Annotated in this window: 21 protein-coding genes; 7 read left to right on the top strand and 14 right to left on the bottom strand. The window is 67.2% G+C overall.

Translation table 11 applies throughout. The features are described 5' to 3' along the window. Positions 1-12 precede the first annotated feature (12 nt). Genes ACFVVI_RS23010 through ACFVVI_RS22995 form a run of 4 tightly spaced genes read right to left on the bottom strand, consistent with a single transcriptional unit; the run spans position 13 to position 3,837 of the window. Positions 13-1,281 carry an NAD(P)/FAD-dependent oxidoreductase gene (locus ACFVVI_RS23010; RefSeq protein WP_387446732.1) on the bottom strand — a complete coding sequence of 423 codons (1,269 nt, stop codon included), beginning with the start codon at positions 1,279-1,281 and terminating at the stop codon, positions 13-15. After that, positions 1,278-1,469: a rubredoxin gene (locus ACFVVI_RS23005; protein WP_067446959.1), complete on the bottom strand. Its 192-nt coding sequence runs from the start codon at positions 1,467-1,469 to the stop codon at positions 1,278-1,280. Before ACFVVI_RS23005 ends, ACFVVI_RS23010 begins: the two co-directional genes overlap by 4 nt. Before the next feature lie 3 nt (positions 1,470-1,472). Continuing rightward, positions 1,473-2,321, bottom strand: a complete 849-nt coding sequence (locus ACFVVI_RS23000; RefSeq protein ID WP_067446961.1) for a mycofactocin-coupled SDR family oxidoreductase — start codon at positions 2,319-2,321, stop codon at positions 1,473-1,475. Between the two features lie 52 nt (positions 2,322-2,373). Beyond that, complete coding sequence (locus ACFVVI_RS22995; protein WP_387447017.1) at positions 2,374-3,837, bottom strand: aldehyde dehydrogenase family protein; 1,464 nt, start codon at positions 3,835-3,837, stop codon at positions 2,374-2,376. A 169-nt stretch (positions 3,838-4,006) separates the two neighbouring features. Here ACFVVI_RS22995 and ACFVVI_RS22990 point away from each other — a divergent pair, with 169 nt between their 5' ends. The 5 genes from ACFVVI_RS22990 (at position 4,007) to ACFVVI_RS22970 (ending at position 8,661) form a co-directional block, all read left to right on the top strand. Beyond that, positions 4,007-5,227: a CaiB/BaiF CoA transferase family protein gene (locus ACFVVI_RS22990; protein WP_378992967.1), complete on the top strand. Its 1,221-nt coding sequence runs from the start codon at positions 4,007-4,009 to the stop codon at positions 5,225-5,227. A gap of 37 nt (positions 5,228-5,264) precedes the next feature. Continuing rightward, complete coding sequence (locus ACFVVI_RS22985; RefSeq protein ID WP_378992966.1) at positions 5,265-5,411, top strand: DUF1059 domain-containing protein; 147 nt, start codon at positions 5,265-5,267, stop codon at positions 5,409-5,411. A 54-nt stretch (positions 5,412-5,465) separates the two neighbouring features. Then, positions 5,466-6,764, top strand: coding sequence for an amidohydrolase family protein (locus tag ACFVVI_RS22980; protein WP_387446731.1), 1,299 nt, complete (start codon positions 5,466-5,468; stop codon positions 6,762-6,764). A gap of 77 nt (positions 6,765-6,841) precedes the next feature. Further along, positions 6,842-8,350 (top strand): class I adenylate-forming enzyme family protein, encoded by a 1,509-nt coding sequence (locus tag ACFVVI_RS22975; RefSeq protein WP_387446730.1) that lies wholly within the window; start codon positions 6,842-6,844, stop codon positions 8,348-8,350. Between the two features lie 8 nt (positions 8,351-8,358). After that, the gene (locus ACFVVI_RS22970) at positions 8,359-8,661 is read left to right on the top strand and encodes a hypothetical protein (protein ID WP_378992962.1); all 303 of its coding nucleotides are present in this window, start codon (positions 8,359-8,361) and stop codon (positions 8,659-8,661) included. An 80-nt stretch (positions 8,662-8,741) separates the two neighbouring features. Here ACFVVI_RS22970 and ACFVVI_RS22965 read toward each other — a convergent pair whose 3' ends face one another. From ACFVVI_RS22965 to ACFVVI_RS22920, 10 genes are all read right to left on the bottom strand, one after another. Further along, positions 8,742-9,359 carry a cysteine hydrolase gene (locus ACFVVI_RS22965; protein ID WP_387446729.1) on the bottom strand — a complete coding sequence of 206 codons (618 nt, stop codon included), beginning with the start codon at positions 9,357-9,359 and terminating at the stop codon, positions 8,742-8,744. Positions 9,360-9,363: 4 nt separating this feature from the next. Continuing rightward, positions 9,364-10,383 carry an aromatic ring-hydroxylating dioxygenase subunit alpha gene (locus ACFVVI_RS22960; protein WP_387446728.1) on the bottom strand — a complete coding sequence of 340 codons (1,020 nt, stop codon included), beginning with the start codon at positions 10,381-10,383 and terminating at the stop codon, positions 9,364-9,366. Between the two features lie 64 nt (positions 10,384-10,447). Further along, positions 10,448-11,596, bottom strand: coding sequence for a thiolase family protein (locus ACFVVI_RS22955; RefSeq protein ID WP_387446727.1), 1,149 nt, complete (start codon positions 11,594-11,596; stop codon positions 10,448-10,450). Between the two features lie 17 nt (positions 11,597-11,613). Continuing rightward, entirely contained in the window at positions 11,614-12,030 is a 417-nt protein-coding gene (locus ACFVVI_RS22950; RefSeq protein ID WP_387446726.1) for a Zn-ribbon domain-containing OB-fold protein, read from the bottom strand. Continuing rightward, on the bottom strand, positions 12,031-12,960 hold the full coding sequence (locus ACFVVI_RS22945; protein WP_387446725.1) for an alpha/beta hydrolase: 930 nt from the start codon (positions 12,958-12,960) through the stop codon (positions 12,031-12,033). Continuing rightward, positions 12,957-14,615: a zinc ribbon domain-containing protein gene (locus ACFVVI_RS22940; RefSeq protein WP_378992957.1), complete on the bottom strand. Its 1,659-nt coding sequence runs from the start codon at positions 14,613-14,615 to the stop codon at positions 12,957-12,959. Before ACFVVI_RS22940 ends, ACFVVI_RS22945 begins: the two co-directional genes overlap by 4 nt. A gap of 21 nt (positions 14,616-14,636) precedes the next feature. Then, positions 14,637-15,839, bottom strand: coding sequence for an acyl-CoA dehydrogenase family protein (locus ACFVVI_RS22935; RefSeq protein ID WP_387446724.1), 1,203 nt, complete (start codon positions 15,837-15,839; stop codon positions 14,637-14,639). A gap of 13 nt (positions 15,840-15,852) precedes the next feature. After that, the gene (locus ACFVVI_RS22930) at positions 15,853-16,905 is read right to left on the bottom strand and encodes an acyl-CoA dehydrogenase family protein (RefSeq protein ID WP_387447016.1); all 1,053 of its coding nucleotides are present in this window, start codon (positions 16,903-16,905) and stop codon (positions 15,853-15,855) included. Between the two features lie 27 nt (positions 16,906-16,932). Then, positions 16,933-17,772: an amidohydrolase family protein gene (locus ACFVVI_RS22925; protein WP_378992953.1), complete on the bottom strand. Its 840-nt coding sequence runs from the start codon at positions 17,770-17,772 to the stop codon at positions 16,933-16,935. Next, positions 17,769-19,409: an AMP-binding protein gene (locus ACFVVI_RS22920; protein WP_387446722.1), complete on the bottom strand. Its 1,641-nt coding sequence runs from the start codon at positions 19,407-19,409 to the stop codon at positions 17,769-17,771. Before ACFVVI_RS22920 ends, ACFVVI_RS22925 begins: the two co-directional genes overlap by 4 nt. 326 nt (positions 19,410-19,735) lie before the next feature. Between ACFVVI_RS22920 and ACFVVI_RS22915 the strand changes: the two genes are divergently transcribed. After that, entirely contained in the window at positions 19,736-20,554 is an 819-nt protein-coding gene (locus tag ACFVVI_RS22915; RefSeq protein ID WP_387446721.1) for an enoyl-CoA hydratase/isomerase family protein, read from the top strand. A 48-nt stretch (positions 20,555-20,602) separates the two neighbouring features. Then, the gene (locus ACFVVI_RS22910; protein WP_387446719.1) at positions 20,603-21,730 is read left to right on the top strand and encodes an NDMA-dependent alcohol dehydrogenase; all 1,128 of its coding nucleotides are present in this window, start codon (positions 20,603-20,605) and stop codon (positions 21,728-21,730) included. The last annotated feature ends 29 nt before the right edge of the window (positions 21,731-21,759 follow it).

Raw genomic sequence — 21,759 nt, 5'->3', positions numbered from 1 at the left:
TGTATGAGCGCCCTAATCCCGTGCTGATGCGGCGAATTGCTCTGGTGCCGAGGCCAACTCGACCAAATCGAGATTGTCGGCCGCGAGCGCGGCTCGCGGCAGATACGGGCCGTTCTTGATCAGGTTCTGAGCTGCTCGGACATCCTTGGGCCTACCGACGCCGAGCACGCCGACCAGGCGATCCTCGACCAGGGTCAGCGCGAGGAACGGTCCGGCATCGACGTCGCCGTAGACGATTGTCTCCGTGCCGTACCCCGGCCAGCCCGCGATCTGGAGGTTGCGACCGAACTGGTTGGTCCAACACCACGGAAGTTCCTCATACGGCACCCGCGCGCCCAAGACGGTGTGCGCGACGGCCGCGCCGTGGGCCTGGGCGTGATTCCAGTGCTCGATCCGGTCGGACCCACCCAGAATCCGGTTCGGCAGCCGCGCGACGTCACCGGCCGCGTACACCCCGGGCGCCGAGGTCGCCCCGAACTCGTCGACGACGACGCCATCATCGACCGTGAGGCCCGCGCGGACCGCCAGTTCGGTATCGGGGGTCATGCCGACCGCGCCGATCACCACGTCGGCGACCCATTCCCGGCCGTCTTCGGCGAACACGCGGGTCCGGCCGTTCTCGTTGTGCGCGGCCGCGAGCCGTGTTCCTGTGTTCACCGAGACCCCTCGATCCCGGTGCAGACGCTCATAGCTCGCCGAGACCTCGGCCGGCACCACCCGTCCGAGCACCCGGTCCGCGGCCTCCAACACCACGACGTCGGCGCCGAAAGTACGCACCGCGGCCGCCGCCTCCAAACCGACCAGTCCACCGCCGACGACGAGAACACTCGGTACGGCGCCGGTAGCACCGACGCGATCGAGAATCTGCCGCAATCGGGCCGCGTCACGCAGGTGCCGCAGTGTCTCGGCCTCGGGCAGCAGATCCAGCCGTCGTGGCCTGCCTCCGGTCGCGAGAATCAGCGCGTCATAGGCCAGCTGGTCGCCGTCGTCGAACTCCACACTGGCCGTGGCGGTATCGACGGCACGCACGGTCACACCCGTGCGCAACTCGATCGACTTGTCCGCCCAGAACGCGGTGGGCTTGAGCCGCGCCTTCTCCTCGCCGACCGAGCTGGACAGCAATTCCTTGGAGACCATCGGGCGCCGATACGGTGCCGCCGGATCGTCGCCGACCAGCACGATCGATCCGGCGAACCCTTCCTTGCGCAGCGTCTCGGCCGCGCTGGCGCCGGCGACACCGGTGCCGACGATCACCGCCCGGCCGTGTCGCGCGATCGTCACCGATCGACCTCGACCATGTCGAACTCGGCCTTCTCGGCGCCGCAGTCGGGGCAGGTCCAGTCCTCGGGGATGTCGTCCCAGCGGGTGCCGGGTTCGATGCCGTCGTCCGGCCAGCCGAGTTCCTCGTCGTACTCCCATCCGCAGATGACACAGCGGTAGAGCTTGTACACCGTCGTCGTGTCGCTCATCGCTCACTTCCCCCAGGGCACGGCTTTGACGAAACCACCCGCATCCACCCGCAATTGGCTGCCGGTGATGTAGCGCGAATCCTCGGAGGCGAGGAAGACCACGAGGTTGGAGACGTCCTGCGGCTCGATGTACGGCACGCGCATCGCCTGCATCGCCGGGAACGCCACCTCGGCATCGGCGCGAGTCGGCGCCTCGAGATCGGGACGGAAGATCTTGTACATACCCTCGTTGTGCAGCATGTCGGTATTGACATTGGTGGGATGCACCGCGTTGACCCGAATGGACTTCTTCGCGAGCTGGACCGCCAGGTCGTTCACGTAGTGCGCGACAACTTGTTTCGCGAGGCTGTAGGCGGAGCCGCCCGGTCCCTGCTTGGTCGAGCTCCCCAGCTGCGCGGCGAGGGAACCGGTGGCGATGATCGACGCCCCGGCACCGAGATGCGGCAGGCTCGCCTGCACCACGTTGAACACACCGACGAGGTCGGTATCGATGGTGTCCGACCAGGATTGCATGGTCTGACCGCTGCCCAGCGGGGCGATCCCCGCGTTGGCGACCACGATATCGAGCCGTCCCAGCGCCTCGACCCCCTGCGCGACCGCCTGCCAGACGGCGCCACGCTCACGCACATCGACGACCACCGGATGGAAACGCGCACCTTCCTTCTCGACCAGCCTGCCCGTCTCCTCGAGGTCCTCGGGCCGCGCGAGCGGGTAGGTGTTGCCTTCGAGGTCGGCACAGATGTCCAAGGCGATGATGCTCGCGCCCTCGGCGGCGAGGTTCACCGCGTGCGAACGTCCCTGCCCTCGCGCCGCGCCCGAGATGACCGCGACCTTGCCGTCCAATTTTCCCACTGGTGACAACCTTTCAGTACTTCGATGGTGAATTGCTCTGCCGGACAGCGACTCAGCGCTGTCGCGGCGTCCGGGAGCCGATGGTCTTGGTCTCCAGGTATTGCTGGAAACCCTCGATGCCGCACTGGCGACCGACGCCGCTGTTCTTGTAGCCGCCGAACGGCGCGTCGGCGCCGTAGAACATGCCGCCGTTGACGCCGACCGCACCGGTCCTGAGTCGACGGGCGATGCCCATACCGCGTTCGTCGGACTGTGACAGCACCGCGCCCGCGAGGCCGAAGGCGCTGTTGTTGGCGATCCGCACCGCCTCGTCGTCGTCGTCGAACGCGAGCATCACCAGAACCGGACCGAAGATCTCCTCCTGGGCGATCGCCGAGTTCGGATCATCGGTCACGAACACCGTCGGAGCGACGAAGTGGCCACCGGCGAGGTGGGCGGGCAGATCGGCGGGCAAGCCACCACCGGTGACCAGTCGCGCGCCGTCGCGAATCGCCCGCTCGCACATATCGAGTACCCGGGTCTGCTGGGCCGCGCTGATGACCGGGCCGACCAGCGTCTGCGGCAGCACCGGATCGCCCACCGGCACCGCCGCGAACATCGCGCCCACCGCCGCGACCATGTCGTCGAACATCGAGCGGTGCACCAGCATCCGGCTCGTCGCCGCGCACGCCTGGCCCGCGTGCACACAGACCCCCACCGCGCTGCGCAGCGCGTGTTCGGGCTTCGCGTCGTCGAGCACGACGAGCGCAGACTTTCCGCCGAGTTCGAGGAAGGTCCGCTTCATCGTGCCCGCGCTCTGGCGCATCAGCGTGCGCCCGACGCCGGTCGAACCGGTGAACGAGATGAGGTCGACGCGGGGGTCGCTCGCCAGGAGTCCGGCCACCTCGTTGGACGGTGTCGTCACGACATTCACGACGCCCGGCGGGAAGTCGGTGTGCTCGGCGATCAACCGACCGAGCCTGGTCGCGTTCCACGGGGTGTTCGGGTCGGGTTTGAGCACGACGGTGTTTCCAGCGGCCAGCGCGGGTCCCAGCTTGTTGAGGATCACCTCGAGCGGGAAGTTCGACGGGCAGATCGCGGCGACCACACCCACCGGTTCCTGTACGACGATGCGCCGGTTGCGATCGCCGAAGACGCCGCCGCCCGCGAGAGTCCGCTCCCACTCGAACTCGTCGATCAGGCCCGCCGGATACCGCAGCGCTTCCGCCAGCGGCCACTCCAGTTGCGCTGTCTGCGTGGTCATCACCGGGCAACCCACCTCGGCGACGAGTTCGGTGCGGAACAGCTCGAGCTCCGACTCCAACGCGCGTTGCAGCTGTTCGAGGCAGCGGCGGCGCAGGTCCCGGTCGGTCGACCATGTGGTGTCGTCGAAGGCCCGGCGAGCGCTGGCGATGGCGCGCAGCATGTCTTGTTCGTCGGCCGCCGCGGTGGTGCCGAGCACTTCCCCGGTGGCCGGACTGCGATTGTCGAACGATGCGCCCGACGCCGCTGCCGTCAGCTCACCGTCGATGAGCATGCGGAATTCGGCCTCGGCGGCTGCCTGACGGCCCCACTCCGGACTCAGCGTCGTCCGCTCTTCGACGATGTCGCTCACATTGCCTCCCGATGGCCATCCTGGATGAGTAACTGTAATGATTACCGTATAGTACTTCACGACACGTATCAATTGCGGGAGAGGAGCACCGATGTCCGGTTTGCTCAGTGGCGTCACAGTGGTCGAATTGGCATCGTGGACCTACGTGCCGAGCGCGGGAGCCGCGCTGGCCGACTGGGGCGCCGATGTCATCAAGATCGAGGACACCAACGGCGGCGATCCGTGCCGCAACCTGACCATCGGCGGCCTCGACGGCACCGGCACCGAGGTGCGGGCCAACTTCATGATGGAGCTCGGCAACCACGGCAAACGCAGCATCGGCGTCGATATCAAGTCCACCCAGGGCAGGCAGATCCTCGGCCGATTGATCGCCGGAGCCGACGTCTTCCTGACCAATTGGCTCCCCGCGCCACTCGAGCGAGCCGGCTTGACCGTGGAGCAGATCCGCGAGTTCAACCCGAACGTCATCATCGTCCGAGGCAGTGGCCACGGCAGCCGTGGCCCGGAGAAGGACCGCGGCGGCTTCGACGCGGCGAGCTATCTGGCGCGCGCCGGCGTCGCGTACGCGCTGACGCCGACGAATTCCGAATTCCCGATGGCCCAGGGACCCGCCTTCGGCGACCTCCAGGGCGGCATCACGCTGGCCGGCGGCGTCACCGCCGCCCTGTTCCACCGCGAACGCACCGGGCACGCTCCGCTGGTCGACAGTTCCCTACTGGCACAGGGCATGTGGGCCGTCGCACCGGATATCGCCGCAGCCGATTACTACGACATCGACCGCATTCCGGCCGGCGAGGCGGGTACCGCGCTCAATCCTGCGGTGAACCGCTATCGCACCCGCGACAACCGCTGGGTCCAGCTCGTACTCCTGCAAGCCGACCGTTTTTGGCGCGGATTCTGCGAACGCATCGGCAGGCCCGATCTCGGTGTCGACGAGCGGTTCGTGCCGCTGGCGAACCTGGTCGTCAACCAGGAGGCCGCCACCGCCGAACTGCGCAAGACCTTCGCCGAGCGCGATCTCGCCGACTGGCAGAAGGCGCTCGCCGACGAGCCCGGCGTCTGGGCGACGATCGCGAGTCCACGCGAAGTTCTCGACGACCCCCAGGTCGCGGCCAACGGCTATCTCATGACAGCCACCGACAGCGCGGGCAACGACTACCGAACCGTCTCCGCTCCCGTGCAATTCGACGAGCAGCCCGCACCGGCGAGCCGGGCCCCCGAGTACGGCGAGCACACCGAGACGATCCTGCTCGAGCTCGGCCTGGAATGGGACGACATCATCGCGGCGAAGGAGAGCGGGGCGATCCTGTGACCGCCGAACCCACCGTGCCGCCGATCGGGGCCGAATCATGAAGCGGCATTTGAGCTGCCCGTGCGGTGAATTCCTGATCGGAACCGATGAAGACGACCTGGTCGCCGCCGCTCAGCGCCATCTCGCCGAGCAGCACCCCGACCACCGATACAGCCGCGAGCAAATCCTGTTCATGGCCTACTGAACCGACCATGAGCTATATTGTAAGCCTTACTGTAATCATTTAAGGAGTGTGATCGTGGATAAGAACGACATGATCCTGATCAGCGTCGATGATCACATCATCGAGCCGCCGGACATGTTCACCAACCACCTGCCCGCGAAGTACGCCGCCGAGGCGCCGCAATTGGTGCGCACCGACAACGGCGCCGATGTCTGGAAGTTCCGCGACACCGTCATCCCCAATGTGGCGCTCAATGCCGTGGCCGGGCGCCCGAAAGAGGAATACGGTCTCGAGCCCGACGGTCTCGACGAGATCCGCCCCGGATGTTTCGATGTCCACGAACGCATCAAGGACATGAACGCGGGTGGGGTACTGGCGTCGATGAACTTCCCGTCGTTCCCCGGTTTCGCGGGACGACTGTTCGCGACCGAGGACTCCGATTTCTCCCTCGCCTTGGTCCGGGCCTACAACGACTGGCACATCGACGAATGGTGCGGCGCCTACCCGGGCCGGTTCATCCCGATGGCACTGCCGGTGATCTGGGACGCCGAGTTGTGCGCCGCCGAAGTCCGCCGAGTCGCGGACAAGGGCGTGCACTCGCTGACCTTCAGCGAGAATCCCGCCGCGCTCGGCTACCCGAGCTTCCACGATCCGTTCTGGAATCCGCTGTGGAAAGCCCTGGTCGACACCGATACCGTGCTCAATGTCCATATCGGCTCCTCGGGACGCCTGTCCATCCCCGCGGTCGACTCGCCGCCGGATGTGATGATCACCTTGCAGCCGATGAACATCGTCCAGGCCGCGGCGGACCTGCTCTGGTCGCGCCCGGTCAAGGACTACCCGGACCTCAAGATCGCACTGTCCGAGGGCGGCACCGGCTGGATTCCGTACTTCCTCGAGCGCGTCGACCGCACCTTCGAGATGCACTCCACCTGGACGATGCAGGACTTCGGCGGCAGGCTGCCCTCGGAAGTGTTCCGCGACCATTTCATGACCTGCTTCATCAGCGATCCGATCGGTGTGCGGCTGCGCCACGAGATCGGCATCGACAACATCATGTGGGAAATGGACTACCCGCACAGCGATTCCATGTGGCCCGACGCTCCCGAGGTACTCGAGCAGGTCCTCGGGCGCGAGCAGGTTCCCGACGAAGAGATCGACAAGATGACCCACCTCAACGCGATGCGCTGGTACTCCTTCGACCCGTTTCAGCACATTCCGCGCGAGCAGGCCACCGTCGGCGCGCTGCGGGCGGCCGCGGCCGATCACGACGTCAGCGTGCAGGCCCGCAAGCACAAGAACTCCACATCCGAGGACAAGCTCGAGGCGTTCGCGGCGCAGATCAAAGCGGCTACCGCCCAGAACGCGGGCTGACCGCACGACGACGCGGCCACCCTCGGTATGCAGACCAGGGTGGCCGCATCCTTCTCCGAAATCGATGAGGTGATGAATTGAGCATTTCGGTAATGCTCGAGATGGTCGCGGCCAGTGAACCGGAGCGGGCCGCGGTCGTCTCCGACGGAACGCGAACGAGCGCGGCGCAATTGAGCGAACTGGCCGACCGGGCGGCCGGACTGATCGGTTCCTCCGGTGCCGAGCATGTCGCGTACGTGGGAACCGGCGGCATCATGCTGCCGCTGTTGCTGTTCGGATCCGCGCGCGCCGCGGTGGCGTTCACACCGCTGAACTACCGCCTCAGCGCTACCGGCCTGCGCGACCTGATCGACCGGCTGCCGAACCCGCTGATCGTTGTCGACTCCGAATACCTCGAGATGGTGGCGGGCTGCGGCAAACAGGTCATCGATTCCGCGTTGTTCCTCGCCGCCCTCCGGACCGCCAACGGGGAGCACACAGTTCAGGACGCCTCGCCCGACGACGTCGCCGTGCTGTTGTTCACCTCCGGCACGACCGCGCGACCCAAGGCCGTCGAACTGACGCACGCCAATCTCACCGGCTACGTGATGGGCACCGTGGAGTTCGCCTCCGCCGAACCCGGCGACGCGGCGCTGATCTGTGTACCGCCTTATCACATCGCGGGCGTCAGCGCGGCGCTGTCGAATCTGTACGCGGGCCGACGCACCGTGTACCTGCGCCAGTTCGACCCGGTTCGCTGGATCGACCTCGTCCGCGAGGAACAGATCACCAACGCCACGGTCGTACCCACCATGCTCGATCGCATCGTCACCGTGCTCCGTGCCGGGCCCGGCGTCGAACTTCCGACGCTGCGCACCCTGGCCTACGGCGGCGCCAAGGCGCCGCTGCCGCTGGTTCGCGCGGTGCTCGAGCTGCTGCCCGAGGTCGGCCTGGTCAACGCCTACGGTCTCACCGAGACCAGTTCGACCATCGCGGTGTCGACCCCCGAGGATCACCGGCTCGCCCACGGGTCCAACGACCCCGCGGTCGCCAGGCGACTCGGCTCGGTCGGGCGGGCGGTGCCCGGTGTCGAATTGCAGATCCGCGACGCCGCCGGGGCGGTGCTCGCGCCCGGCGCGGTCGGCGAGTTGTTCGTCCGGGGACCGCAGGTTTCGGGGGTCTACGCCGAGCTCGGTTCCGTCCTCGATGCCGAGGGCTGGTTCCCCACCAAGGACCTCGCCGAACTCGATGCCGACGGCTATCTGTTCATCGGTGGCCGCTCCGACGACACCATCATCCGCGGCGGGGAGAACATCGCTCCCGCCGAGATCGAGGACGTGCTCGTCGAACATCCCGATGTTCGCGAAGTCGCCGTGATCGGCGTGCCCGACGAACAGTGGGGGCAGATCATCGTCGCCGTCATCGTCGCCTCCCCCGGCGCCACGCCTGATCCGGAACTGCTGCGCGCCCACGTGCGGGCCAATCTGCGTGGGTCGCGCACGCCGGACCGGGTCGTCTTCCGCGACGACCTTCCCACCACGCCGACCGGCAAGATCCTGCGGCGCAACCTCATCCAGGAGATCTCCTCCGCCCCGTCCATCCTCTAGGAGTCATCGTGATCAAGAGCGGCACTCGGCTGACGAGCCAGGTCTGTGAAACACAGGTCATCGTCATCAAATCCACCGACGCCATCGACGACTTGCGTTGTGGCGGTGCCCCGATGGTGCCGCTGGGCAGTGAGACCGGCACCGGGGCGGTCCTCGATCCCGCGTTCGCCGGCGGCACCGCGGTCGGTAAACGCTACGTCCACGACACCGGCGCCGAGCTGCTCGTCACGCGAGCGGGCAAAGGCACCCTCGATGTGAACGAGATCCCGCTCGGTCTCAAGGAGGCCAAGCAACTGCCGTCCAGCGACTGATCGGACGACCTACGCACACGGCGCTCCAGCCTCGAGAAGGCTGGAGCGCCGTTTTGTTGTCGCCGACGAGGTTGCCTGCCTCAGCGCCAAGCGGCTATCAGCTCGGCGGTCGTGGTGACGGTGGCGATCAACGACAAGGTGTTGTCGATGATCGCCTCGCCGTATTCGCTGGGTACGCCCGCGACCGCATCGCGGGGCAACACGACGTCGTAGGCGGCGTTGACCGCGTCCATCACCAGGTTCGGAATCGCCACATTCAGCGAAACACCCACCACCACAATGGTCTTGACACCGAGATTGCGGAGCACGGCGTCGAGGTCGGTGCCGCCCATCGGCCCGAGACCGTGCTGTCGGCCGAGTACCAGATCGGTGGGTTCCGGGCCCAGTTCGGGCAGCAGGGTCGCACCCTCGCTGCCCGGGGTCACCGCGACGCCGCGGCGCCCGAGGGCGAACAACTTCGCGTTGTGATTGGAGCCGAGCCCGTCCGCGCGCCGCCACACCAGACAGTGCACGACCCGTACCCCGGCGACGCGGGCCGCCGGGAGCAGGGTCGTGATGTTGGGCAGCGCGGCCCGCCGGGCCTCACGCGCGAGCGCGGGCAACCCGGCGGCGGGGCCGACCACCGCGCCTTGGCATTCCTGGGTGATCACGGCCGTATGGGCCGGGGCCACCAGATCGGCCAGTGACCGCGCGCTCATCCGCTCACCGCGCGGACGATACTGTCGCGGCGTCGGCCGGTGGCACGTCGTAGAACTGGGCAGCCCACTGGCGCAGCGACAGATACGGTTTGGCGTCCTTGGGCGAGAGCGGGGGCTTCTCCACGTACTTCTGGTAGCGCCAGATGTCGAGGTCCTCCCAGACCGTCACCAGGAATTGCTTCTCCACCCGCGCACGGACTTCCGGCGGCGGCACATCGCCGTCGTCACCCGGGTTCTTCGGCCACCAGATCGAATAGAACAGATCCGAGCACTCGTCGTCGACCGGAGTCGTCGCGAAGATCAGCCGGTGCTTCGACGACCCCTCGAACGCGCTGATCGAACCGCCGAGACCGAACATCTGGGCGTGGATCTTCAACGCCATCTTGTTCGGGTCGTCGCTGCGGGCGTCCGGCCATCCGGTCAGGAAGTTCCACGTGTGGTCGACCGCGCTGTAGTCCAGCATCTGCGGGGTGACCGTCGCGCCGTGTACATACTCGAAATGCAAACTGTCCGGACCGTTCTCGAGCACCACCTGTGGGTGCACGGGCTCACGTTCGGTCTTGCTCGAGAACTCCGGGTACGGGCGGTAGTAGGCGTCCGGATCGGAACCGAGGTCGGGGAACATCGTGAGGATGTCGGGCATCTCCCACTGCGGCGGCTTTCCCTCCGGGTGGTGCCACATGAACACACACCCGTTCTGCTCGTTGACCGGATACACCTGCAGACGCAGACCACGGTTGACGCGGTCCTCGCCGGGGATGTTCTTGTTCCGGCCGTCCGGCCCCCACCGCCAGCCATGGAACGGGCATTCGACACAGTCGCCGACGACCTTGCCGCCGTGGCCGAGATGGGCGCCGAGATGCTTGCAGTGGCCGGTCAGGATGTGTACCTCGCCCGCCTCGTCGCGGTAGCCGACCAGGTCCTCGCCGAAGTACTTCAACGGGCGTGTCTGCCCGATCGGGAACTCGGCCGACCAGCCGACCATGAACCAGCCGGTGACCTTCCAGGTGAACGGGACCTTCACAGCAAACCTCCAGTGCTGGGCAACTTTCCAGGATTTCGGTCTCGGTCGGCCGAGCCCGGCGCGTTCATGTGGTGACGATGGTGGCGCCCGCGGTGCCGGGAGCGCCGTAGAGCAGGGCGAACCCGGCTGTGGGTGTACCGCCGACCTGCCGATCGCCCGCGGTGCCGCGCAGTTGCAGGACGAGCTCGTGCAACTGGCGCATGCCGGAGGCACCGATCGGTTCGCCGTTGGCGATGAGTCCGCCGTCGGTGTTCACCGGCAGAGATCCGGAGATCTCGGTCGCCCCCTCGGCGATCAGCCGTTCCTGCTCGCCGTCGGCACAGAAGCCCGCTTCGGCCATATGGATGATCTCGGCGCCGGCGTCGGTGTCCTGCAACTGGACCACATCGATGTCGCCGGGCGAGACCCCCGCCGACTCGAACGCGCTGCGCGCGGCATAGACCGAGGGCGAGACATCCTCCTGCACCGGGGCGTAGGTCGTATTGACCTCGTAGGCGCCGTAGGTCCGGGTCCGTACCTCGACAGCTCGCACGAAGACCGGCTTGTTCGTATACCGGTGCGCGATGTCGGCCCGGCACATGATCACCGCGGCCGCGCCCTCATCGGGCGCGCAGAACATGTAGTGGGTCAGGGGGTAGTTGAACATCGGCGAGTCGAGAATTTCCTGCTCGCTGATCGGCTTGCGCCGGAAGGCATTCGGGTTCAAGCCGCCGTTGCGGTAGTTCTTGGCGGCCACCTTGGCCAGGGTCTCCTGCGAGATACCGTGGTCGTGGAGGTAGCGATTGGCCTTCATCCCGAAGAACTTCGTGGTCAGGTATTGACCGTTCTCGCCGTACCACTTGGGCATGCCGACCAGGGTGGGGTCGACGGTGAATGCGCCGCGCGGATGCTTGTCCATGCCGATCGCAATGCCGATGTCGTACTTACCGAGCCGGATCGCGTCGGCGCACGCCTCGGTGGCGCTGGCGGAGGTGGCGCAGGCGTTGAAGACATTCGTGAACGGAATACCGGTCAGTCCCATCATGCCCACGATCGCGTCGGGATTGGCGACCTCCCAACTGCCGCCGACCGCGAATTGCACATCGCGCCATTCCAGCCCGGCGTCGGTGAGCGCGGCCCGGATCGCGTCGGTGCCCATCTGCATGGCGGTCTTGCCCTCGAATCGGCCGAAGGGGTGCATCCCCACGCCGATGATCGCTACCTCGTTGGTCATGTCAGAACTCCTGTCCCTCAGGCGGGTTGGAAGGCGAAGGTGAGAACCTCGGCGCCTTCGGGGTCGGTGCCGAGCGGGACGGTCGTGAGCACGACGCCCATCCCGAATTCGAGCTTGTCCGGGTCGTTCTCGGTGAGTCTGGCCTCGACCCGGATCACGTCACCGAGCTGCACCAGCCCGACGCCGAAGGGCACGAAGGTCCGGGCCGTCTCGTCCCCGAGATAGGGCGCGCCCGGCAGGAATCCCTGGGTGGTCCAGGCCACCAGGGTTCCGCTGCGCGGCAGGGTGATCTGTTCGATCGACGGGCGGCTGCACCGCGGGCACAGGTCCTGGATCGGGAACACCGCCGCACCGCAGTCGGTGCACGATCCGCCGACGAGGTGGAACTCCTCGGCGGGCCAGTTGGAGATTTCCGGAGCGATCATTCGTTGCATCTATGGTTCCTCGACTTCTGATCGGTGGCGGGCGGGGGTCGATCGCAGCGCGCATTCCTCCACGAACGACAACAGGCCCAGGTGATAGGCCGCGGCGCCGTAGCCGACGCTCAGGTTGTGCCCACACCCGAATTGCACGTTGTTCACGAAACGTGATGTGGTGGTGAATAATTCGGCGATCCCGGCGCGGGCAGCCGGGTCGGTTCGCCACACCTGCTCGTACTCGGCGTCGGTCACCCGGACCGGGACACGCATCCGGGCGGCGAGCGTGGGGAAGTCCGTCGGCCAGTCGTGCACGACAGCGACCTCGTAGCCCGGCGTGCCCGAGGTCAGCGAACGACCACCGAGGACCTCCGGCGGGTAGCTGTCCTGGGGGAACCACAGCAGTTCACGAATTCCGCCCGCCCTGCCCGTCTTTCGGATCTTTTCGATCACCCGGATGGCCTCGGGACGCTTGTCGACACCGGTGCCCGCCAGTTCGAGGCCGAGCAGTTCGGCGCCCCGATCGTCGGCGGCCATCCGCGCGGCCAGGTCACAGCCCGCCGAATGTCCGGCGAGGAAAACCCCGGCGCCGCGTTCGCTCGTTCCCAGCAGCGCGTCGATCGCGGCATAGGTCGCGTCGACGCGGCGCTGCGGCTCGTCGAACAACTCACCCCAGGGTTCCGAAGCGCCGTATCCCGGTCTGTCGAGCGCGAGAACGGTGAAACCCAGTCGGGCGCCGACCCGTAGCAGCGACAGCGACGGCCGGTCCGGTAGATCGAAATAGCGCGCCGTCGTCGCGCCGCCGTGCACGGCGACCAGCACGGCGCGAGGTTCGGCGACCTCGGCGCACAGTGCCGACATCCGGATTCCCGCGACCTCGACTTCCCTGGTGACGACGGTGTCGACGGCGCTGTGCTCCGGCAGCAGGCCGGTGCCCTCGGCGCTCACGAGTCCGCCCGCAGCAGCATCACACCGCTGGGAGTCAGTCCACCGCTGCTGACGACCGCGACCCGGGCCGCTGGAATCTGTCGCTGCCCAGCCCCGCCACGCAACTGCGTGATCGCCTCGTGGATCAAACCCATGCCGTGGGTGCGCCCGTGCGAGAGCTGCCCACCGTGGGTGTTCAGCGGCAGCACTCCGTCGCGCGCGATGTTCTTGCCGCCCTGGAGGAAGTCCTTGGCCTCGCCGATACCGCAGAAGCCCAGCGCCTCGATCCAGGACAGACAGTTGAAGGTGAATCCGTCGTAGAGCTCGGCGACATCCACGTCGTCGGGACCCAGGGTGGTGCGCGACCACAGATGCGCCGCCTGGCCGAGCACCTGCGGTTCGTGGGTGAGCGTGCTCTGATCCCATTCGAGCCGTTCGATGATCTGGGTGCCGACCGCCTCGACGAAGACCGGTGGTCGGGCCAGATCGGCGACGGTTTCCCTGGCCGAGACGATCACGGCCACCGCACCGTCACACGGCACGTCGCAGTCGTAGAGACCGAACGGTGTGGTGATGGTGCGGGCGGACAGATACTCGTCCATGGTCAGTGGGTCCCGGTAGATCGCGGAGGGGTCGAGGGCCGCGTTGGCTCGCTGATTGAGCGCGATCCAGCCCAGTGTCTCCCGATCGGTGCCGTAGCGGTGGAAATGCCGTTGCGCGGTCTGGGCGAGCAGGTGCGCCGCCGAGATCGCGCCGAACGGAGTGAGCCACGGGTCGGTGATCCCGCCGGACGGCGTGATCGTCCCGGCGCGAACGTGTTCGGCGTAGGTGGATTCCCACACCGTGCGAAAGCACAGCACATGACGAGCCAGACCACTGGCCACCGCGAGCATCGCCGCGATCACCGAGCCGCCGGGGCCGAAGGTCTCCGCGCTGCCGTTGTACCAGGTCGGGCGGATGCCCAGGGCCGATTCCACCGCCGTGACGCCGCCTTCGGAGAAGGGCCCAAAGTTTCCCGACCCCGGATAGGTCGACAGACCGTCGATGTCGTCGAGGTCGAGTCCGGCATCGGCGACCGCCGCCCGGCATGCCGCCAGGGTCAGCGACAGCGGGTCGGCCATGAGCCGCCGCCCGATCTCGGACCGGCCGATCCCGGTAAAGGCGACCTTGTCCTCGAACTTCTCGCGCGAGGCCATCGGCCGCACATGCTCGCGCACGGCGGCCGGGTCGATCGGGTCCACCGGCATCGCCGCGGGCGGCGATGCCGGATCCGCCGGGCGGAACAGCGGTAGCCAGGCCGAACCCGCCTGCTGGAACACCACCGCCATCCGTTGGCCGAGCACGAGATCGGCGGGATCGCAGTCGATCACATTGGTGGTCAACCGGACTCGCGAGTCCTCCTCGAGCGCGACCTGCGCGACGACATAGGGCGCGGGCAGCCCGGGCACCGCGAATCGCTCGTTGACCGTGAAACCGATCAGCGTGGCGAATCCCGAGACCACGCTGATCTCGAGCTGATCGGCACGGCAGTACCGGCACACCGGTTGCGGCGGATGGATCAGCGCCGCGCAGGAGCGGCACTGGGTGATCCGCAAGCGACCGTCAGCGCCGGAGGCCCAGTAGAAAGCGGTCTCCGGCGTGATCGGCGGCGGCGGCCGTTGCGTGGTCTCGGCCATGGGTGCTCCTTCCGAGCGCGATCAGCTCGCCTGCGCCTTGGGTTTGGCCGGCAGCGAGTAGTTGGCCCGTCCGAGCCCGAGAATGTGCTGGGCGATCATGTTGCGGAACACCTCGAGGGTGCCGCCGTAGATGCCGCACAGCGGCGCCCAGCGGTAGATGTATTCCATCCCGCCGTTGTCGGCGGCGCCCTCGGTCTCGATCGGCAGCGCGGCGGCGGGGCCGAGGATGTCCATCAGCTCGGGCGAGATGTCGCGCATGGCCTGCGCGATGGCGACGCGGCCGAACATGTGCGGCGCGGCGAGCGCGGCTTCCATCCGCGCGATACTGCGGCCCAGGCGATAGCCGACCGACCGGTCGTCGAGCAGACGACGCCCGTCGGGGCCGGGACGGGCCGCGATGGCGACCACCTTTTCGACCGAGGTCGCCATCATCGTGCCCTGGTGGATGAGGATCGAGACATCCTGCAGGCCGTCGTCATCGGCGCCGACCACACCGTGTTCCTCGTTGAGGGGGCCCATCAGCACGGCCCACCCGCCGTTCACCTCACCGAGACGGTACTTGTCGTCGACCCGGACATCGCTGTAGTAGACGATGTTGGTCCGATCACCGTCGACGGTGCGGATGCCCTGGATCTCGATGCCAGGGCTGTTCAGCGGCACCAGGAACATGGTGAGGCTCTTGTGTTTCGACGCCTCGGGGTCGGTATTGGTGATCAGGAAGACGTACTGGCAGTTGTGCGCGCCGGTGGTGAACATCTTCGAGCCGTTGATCACCCACTGGTCGCCGTCACGCACCGCCCGCGTCTTGCACATCGCGACGTCGGACCCGCCGTCGGGCTCGGTGTATCCCAGGCACAACCGGATCTCACCGCGCTCGAGGCCGGGCAGTACCTCTTCCTGCAATTCGGCCGAACCATGTTTGCGCACGGACTTGGAGACGATCGCGGTCGTACCCCAGGTGACCCAGGGAATGTGGACCCGCCGCTTCTCCAGGTCCCACATCCGGCGCCGCAGGCGATTGAGCCCGCCGTCCGCTTCGTCGGCGAGCTCCGCCTTCAGCCACCCGGCCGCGCCGAGCGCCTCGTGCACGCCTGCGTCGAAGTTGTCACCGGTCTCGCGATCGCGGCGACGCACCTCGTCGGTGACGTGGGTGGTGAGAAAGGCTCGTGCGCCGTCCAGGAATTCCTGGTCATCGGCAGAGAGTTCGACTCGTGAGAAATCCATGTTCTACTCCGTCCTAGGCCGACGCTGCGGCGAAGAGTTCAGCGACCTGCACTGCGCTGGCGCCGAGGTCACCGGCGGCCAGCGGCCAGCCTCGGGCCCGCACCAGATAGGCCGACGCGGCCGCTTCCGTCGCGACCCCGAGTCCGCCCTGCACCTGGACGGCCATCGTCGCCGCCCGCGGCGCCTCCTCGGCGATGAAGACGAACGCCGCGGCCGACAGACCGGGTTGCGTGTCGGGCTCGTGTTCGAGGAACCACGCGGCGCGCCGGGTCAGGTTGCGCGCGGCATTGACCGTGATCGCGATATTGGCCAGTGGATGGGAGATGCCCTGCAGGGTCGAGATCGGGACACCCATCGTGTAGCGGGTGGTGGCGAATTCCGCGGCGATCCGGAGGGTTTCGTCGATCAGCCCCACCAGGGCCGCGGCGGTGAGCACGCGCCATTCGTCGAGCGCCCGGTGGTACTCGGTGAGCGCCTGCGCGCCACTGGCCAGCACGGTCCGGCGGTCGGCGGCGGCCGGGTCCACCCAGGCCATCGGCAGCCGGCCGATGTTGTCGACCTTCGCGGGGCGGGTATCGAAACTCACCCGCACGATGTCGTCGCCGTCACGGACGATGATGTCGTCGGCGACCGAGCCCGCGGCGATGAGCCGCACGCCGGTCGCGGGGTCGACGCGGGTATCGAGGGCGAGCAACCGTGTGCCCTCGACCACCTCGGTGCTGTCACTCTCGCCCGCGGTCAGCGCGCCGAGTCGGCCCAGCAACCGTGCCGCGCAGATGTGATCGATCCACGGCAGCGGAGCGATCACCCGTCCCAATTCCTCAGCGACCAAAGACAATTCGACCAGGGTCGCGCCGTCACCGCCGACCGCTTCCGGCAACGCCATCGAGGTCGCGCCGGTCGCGCACAGCTGCTCCCACAGATCCTTGTCGAATCCGGTCTCCTCCGCCGCGCGGACGGTCTCGAGGGAACACCGCGAACGGAAGAACTTCGCGTAGACGGCCTGGAGTTCGGTTTGATCCGCCGACAGGCTGTAGTCCTGTCGACGCAGTTCATATCGGTCCAACATCGTATTTCTCCTGATTGCGGCGCGTCAGTCGCCGACGGATCGGTCGCCGAAGAAGAACTCCTGCGCGTTGTTGTAGAGGTAGTTGTCGAGCACGTCCGCGGGCAGATCCAAGGCCTCGGCCTCGGGCACCAGCCTGCGCATAGCGAGCACCGGCCAGTCCGAACCGAAGATGACCTTGTTCTTCCCCCGGGTACGCATGAAGTGGATCAAGCTGTCCGGCAACCGTTTCGGCGACCAGGCCGAGGTCATCAAGCGCAGGTTCTCGTACTTGATGAGCAGCCGGATCGCGGTGTCCCACCACGGATCGGCGCCGTGGATCATGCACAGTTTCAGTTCGGGGAACTGGTAGCACACCCGGTCCAGATAGATCGGATTCTGGACCTCACCCGGGATCGGCGGGCCAGGAATCCCGGTGTTCATGCACAACGGAAGACCGATCTCGGCGCATTTGTAGTAGAGCGGGTAGTACACCGCGTCGGTCGGCGGATACCGGCCGTCGCCCCAGAAACTCGCCCCGGTGGTGGTGTAGGTGACGGGCAGGTCGCGCACCAACGCGGTGAGTTCACGCAGCGAGGCGACCGGGCGCAGGAGATCGACGCCGTTGACCGCCAGCGAGAACCGATCCGGGCGTGCCTCGACGAACGCGAGCGCGGTCTTGGACGGTTTCACCATCGAATACATCAGAACGGCCTTCTCGACGCCTTGTTCGTCCATCTCGTCGAGCAAGGCACCGAGTTCGACCTGGGCGTACATCGACGCCGCGCCCTTGAAATAGTCGTCGCGGACCTTGAGCATCCAGGTGGGTTGCTCGAGCTCGCCGAAGTGGACATTGACCAGACAGTCGTTGACCTTGCGCATCGTCATTCCCCGTTTCCCTCGGCTTCCGCGGCGGCGCGCTGCATGGCCCAGCGATAGTCCGGTTTGCCGTTTCCGAGCCGACGGATCTCGTCGACATAGATCACGGCTTTGGGCACCTTGAAACCGGCCAGCCGAGATCGGCACAATTGCCGCAACGCCGCCGGACCGACCCGATTCGCGGCATAGACACGGTCGCCGGGATCGACGCAGACCAGCGCGACCACCTCGTTGCCCCATCTCGCACTCGGTCTGCCGACCACGAGCGCGTCACCGATCCGGGGGTTCGAGCGCAGCACCTCCTCGACCTCTTCGACGAATACCTTCTCGCCCCCGGTGTTCACCACGAGGGCGTCACGCCCGAGCAACCGCAACGAGCCGTCGGCGTCGACGGTCGCCCGGTCACCGGGGATCGCCATCCGGATGTCGCCGATGACGGGGAAGGTGCGCTCGGTGGCATCGCGGTCGTCGAGGTATCCCAGTGGGACACGCCCGGACCGCGCCGCCCAGCCGACCTCACCCTCGCCCGGCGTCAGGAACCGGGTGCGGTCGTCGCTGACAGCCGTTCCGCCCGGCATCGGCGCGAAGCTGTCGACTTCGTTGCCCTTGGTGCTGCGACCGAAGCCCATGCCGCCGGTTTCCGACGACCCGTAACCCTCGACGACGAACGCGTGCGGAAGTAGCTCGAGCAGGTCGCGCCGGTGCACCGGATTGGTCGCCGCGCCGCCGGTGCCGATCGCCATCAGCGCGGACAGATCGTAGGTCTGCTCGCGCATCGCGCGCACCAACGGTCCGGCGTAGGCGTCGCCGACGATCGTCATGAGCGCGGCCTTTTCCTGTTCGGCCACGCGCAGCGCACGGTGCGCGTCGAACTTGCGCTGGTCGTCGTAGAGCACGATCGTCTGCCCGGCGAGCAGGCCGGCGAACGAGGTCCAGATCCCGGCCGCGTGCGACAGCGGCGAGACCGCGAACCAGACGTGACCGGTCATCAGCGCGAGCTGGCGCAGCGGCTCGCCCGACTCGTGGTCGGCGCCGTTCATCGAGGAGACGTACATATCGCCCTGGCGCCAGAGCACACCCTTCGGCCTGCCCGTCGTGCCGCCGGTGCACAGCATCACCAGGTCGTCGGGCGAGGTCTCGATCACCGGTTCGTCGGCGCCGAGCGCCACCGCGTCCTCGTAGCCGATCGCACCCGCCAGCTCGGGGACGTCACTGCCGTCGTCCACCGAGACCAGCAGTTCGACGCCCTCGGGCGCGGATTGCTCGACGACCGAACCGAAGGACCGGTGGTAGACGATGCCGCGCGGCTTGATGTAGGCGAGCAGATCCCGGATCTCGTGGGCGGTGTAGTGGTGGTTGATGTTGACCGGTACGACCCGTGCCTTCATACCGGCGATCATCACGTCCAGGTACTGATCGTTGCGCATGAGCAGCGCGATCCGATCCTGCCCGCATTCCCATCGATCCAGTTCCGCGCGCGGGGTGTGCACACCGAATCCCCGCTCGACCAGGAAGTTCGCGAACTTCCTGGTGCGCAGCGCGGTGTCGCCGAAGGTGCGGCGACGCTCGCCGCACACTGTCAATGTCCGATCCGGCACTGCCGCCGCGACCTCGTCGAATACAGCGCCGATCGTCCATTCGGTCAACAGAGCGCTCCGCTACCTGCGCGGAAGTTCGATTGTTCTGTGTGCATGGTTCGGTCCTCGATGTCCTAGCGGAACGAAGCGGCGGGTGTCGCGCGCCGCCTGACGGGAAAGCTTGCCGCAAGCCGAATAGATATGACTACTGTATACGTAACAGTAGAGCCTGACGCAAGGTTTCGTCCGAGGATCGCTCCTGAACCGTCGAAGACCGGCCCAGCGGCGAGCGCAATCGATCCGCCACCTGTCGCAAATTCAAACGGTAGTCTTTACTGTATATGTAACGGTATGACTCACCGATACCGATCGACCAGGAAGAATCGGGGACGACAGTGACCACCGACAACGCGCCCGACAACAACGCGGGGACGGTGGGCGTCGAGCACGACGGACCGATTCTGCGCCTCACCATCGACCGGGCGAACCGACGCAACGCACTCTCCCCCAGCATGATCGACACCCTGGTCGCCACGCTCACCGCCGCCGCGACCGACGCCGAGCTGCGCGTCGTACACATCACCGGCGCCGGAGCGGACTTCTGCTCCGGTGTCGACTGGGTGGCGACCAACAGCGCGGGCGAGCGCCCGCCGACCGGAGATCTGGTGCGACGCATCCCCCACACCGCCCACCGGGTCATCGAGCTGCTCCAGACGGTGCATCTACCGGTGGTGTGCACCGTCCGAGGCTGGGCGGCCGGGCTCGGGTGCAATCTCGCGATCGCCGCCGATTTCACCCTCGCCGACACCGACGCTGTCTTCTGGGAGCCGTTCCTGCCGCGCGGATTCAGCCCCGACTCCGGCTCCACCTGGCTGCTCCCCCGCCTGATCGGGCTGGCCAGGGCCAAGCGAATGCTGCTGCTCGGCGAGAAGGTCGGGGCGAGCGAGGCCGCCGACTGGGGCCTGATCCACGCGGTCGCGGCGCCCGATGACCTCGACCGGGCAACCGAGGAGCTGCTCGCCCGGTTGGCCGCCGCGCCGACCATCGCCTTGGGCCTGGCCAAACAGTCCATCCATCGCAATCTGGTCACCGGGTTGACCGAGGCCATGGACAACGAGCTCTACGCCCTCGAACTCGCCTGCCGTACCGCCGATTTCAAAGAGGGCCTGACCGCCTTCCGACAGCGCCGTGATCCCGAGTTCCGCGGCCGTTGACGCCGCAGCCGACTCTTCCCACCGTCCGACACTATTGAAGAGGTACCGATGAAGACCAGAGGCGCGTTGATCTGGGACCGCAATCAGCCATGGTCGATCGAAGACATCGAGATCGGCGAGCCGCGTGCGGGTGAGGTCACGGTCAGGATGGAGACGGCCGGGCTGTGCGATGCCGACCGCCATCTCGTCACCGGCGACATCGCCATGGCCGGCTTCCCGGTCCTCGGCGGTCACGAGGGCGCGGGGGTAGTGGTCGAAGTCGGGGCGGACGTGCACGACCTCACCGTGGGCGACCATGTGGTGATGTCGTTCGTTCCGTCCTGCGGCACCTGCGGGCCGTGCCGTGCGGGACTGTGCAATCTGTGCGATCTGGGCGCAGGCCTGCTCGGTGGCGCGGCCGTCTCCGACGGAACCTTCCGGGCTACCGCGCGGGGGCGCGGAGTGCACCCGATGGCACTGGTCGGCGCGTTCGCGCCGTACGCCGTGGTCCATCGGGCCTCGGTGGTCAAGATCGACCCGTCGATCCCGTTCGAGATCGCCTGCCTCGTCGGTTGCGACATCACCACCGGCTACGGCTCGGCTGTCCACACCGCACGGATCCAGCCGGGTGAGGATGTCGCGATCATCGGGCTCGGCGGCGTCGGCGCGTCCACGCTGCAGGGCGCGGTGCTGTCCGGGGCGTCGCGGATCTTCGTCGTCGACCCGGTCGAGTGGAAGCGCACGCAAGCCGAGAAACTCGGTGCCACCGATGTCTATCCCGATCTCGCGACCGCCGCCGCCGGCATCACCGCCGCGACGGGCGGACGGATGTGCCACAAGGTGATCGCGTCGATGGGGCGACGAGACGGCGACGACCTCGAGGCGTGGATGGACCTCACTGCCCGAGCGGGCACCTGCGTGCTCACCGCCATGGGCTCCGCAGTGGCCGCCCAGGTGCCGCTCACGCTGTCGATGCGGACGTTGTTGCAGAAGAACCTGCAGGGCAGCCTGTTCGGCGGCGGGAATCCGCACGAGGACATCCTCGAGGTGCTGGCCCTCTACAAACTCGGCGACCTCGATCTGGACGGCACGCTCACCAAGGAGTACCGGCTCGACCAGATCAACGAGGGCTACGAGGAAATCCACCGCACCCCCGGTCTGCGCGGCATCATTCGCTTCACCGACGCCGATCGGTAGCACGCACGAAGCAAGGGGGGCCGAACGAT

Source organism: Nocardia sp. NPDC058114 (genome assembly GCF_042884695.1).
Lineage (GTDB): Bacteria > Actinomycetota > Actinomycetes > Mycobacteriales > Mycobacteriaceae > Nocardia.
This window is presented reverse-complemented; position numbering and strand designations above follow the sequence as displayed.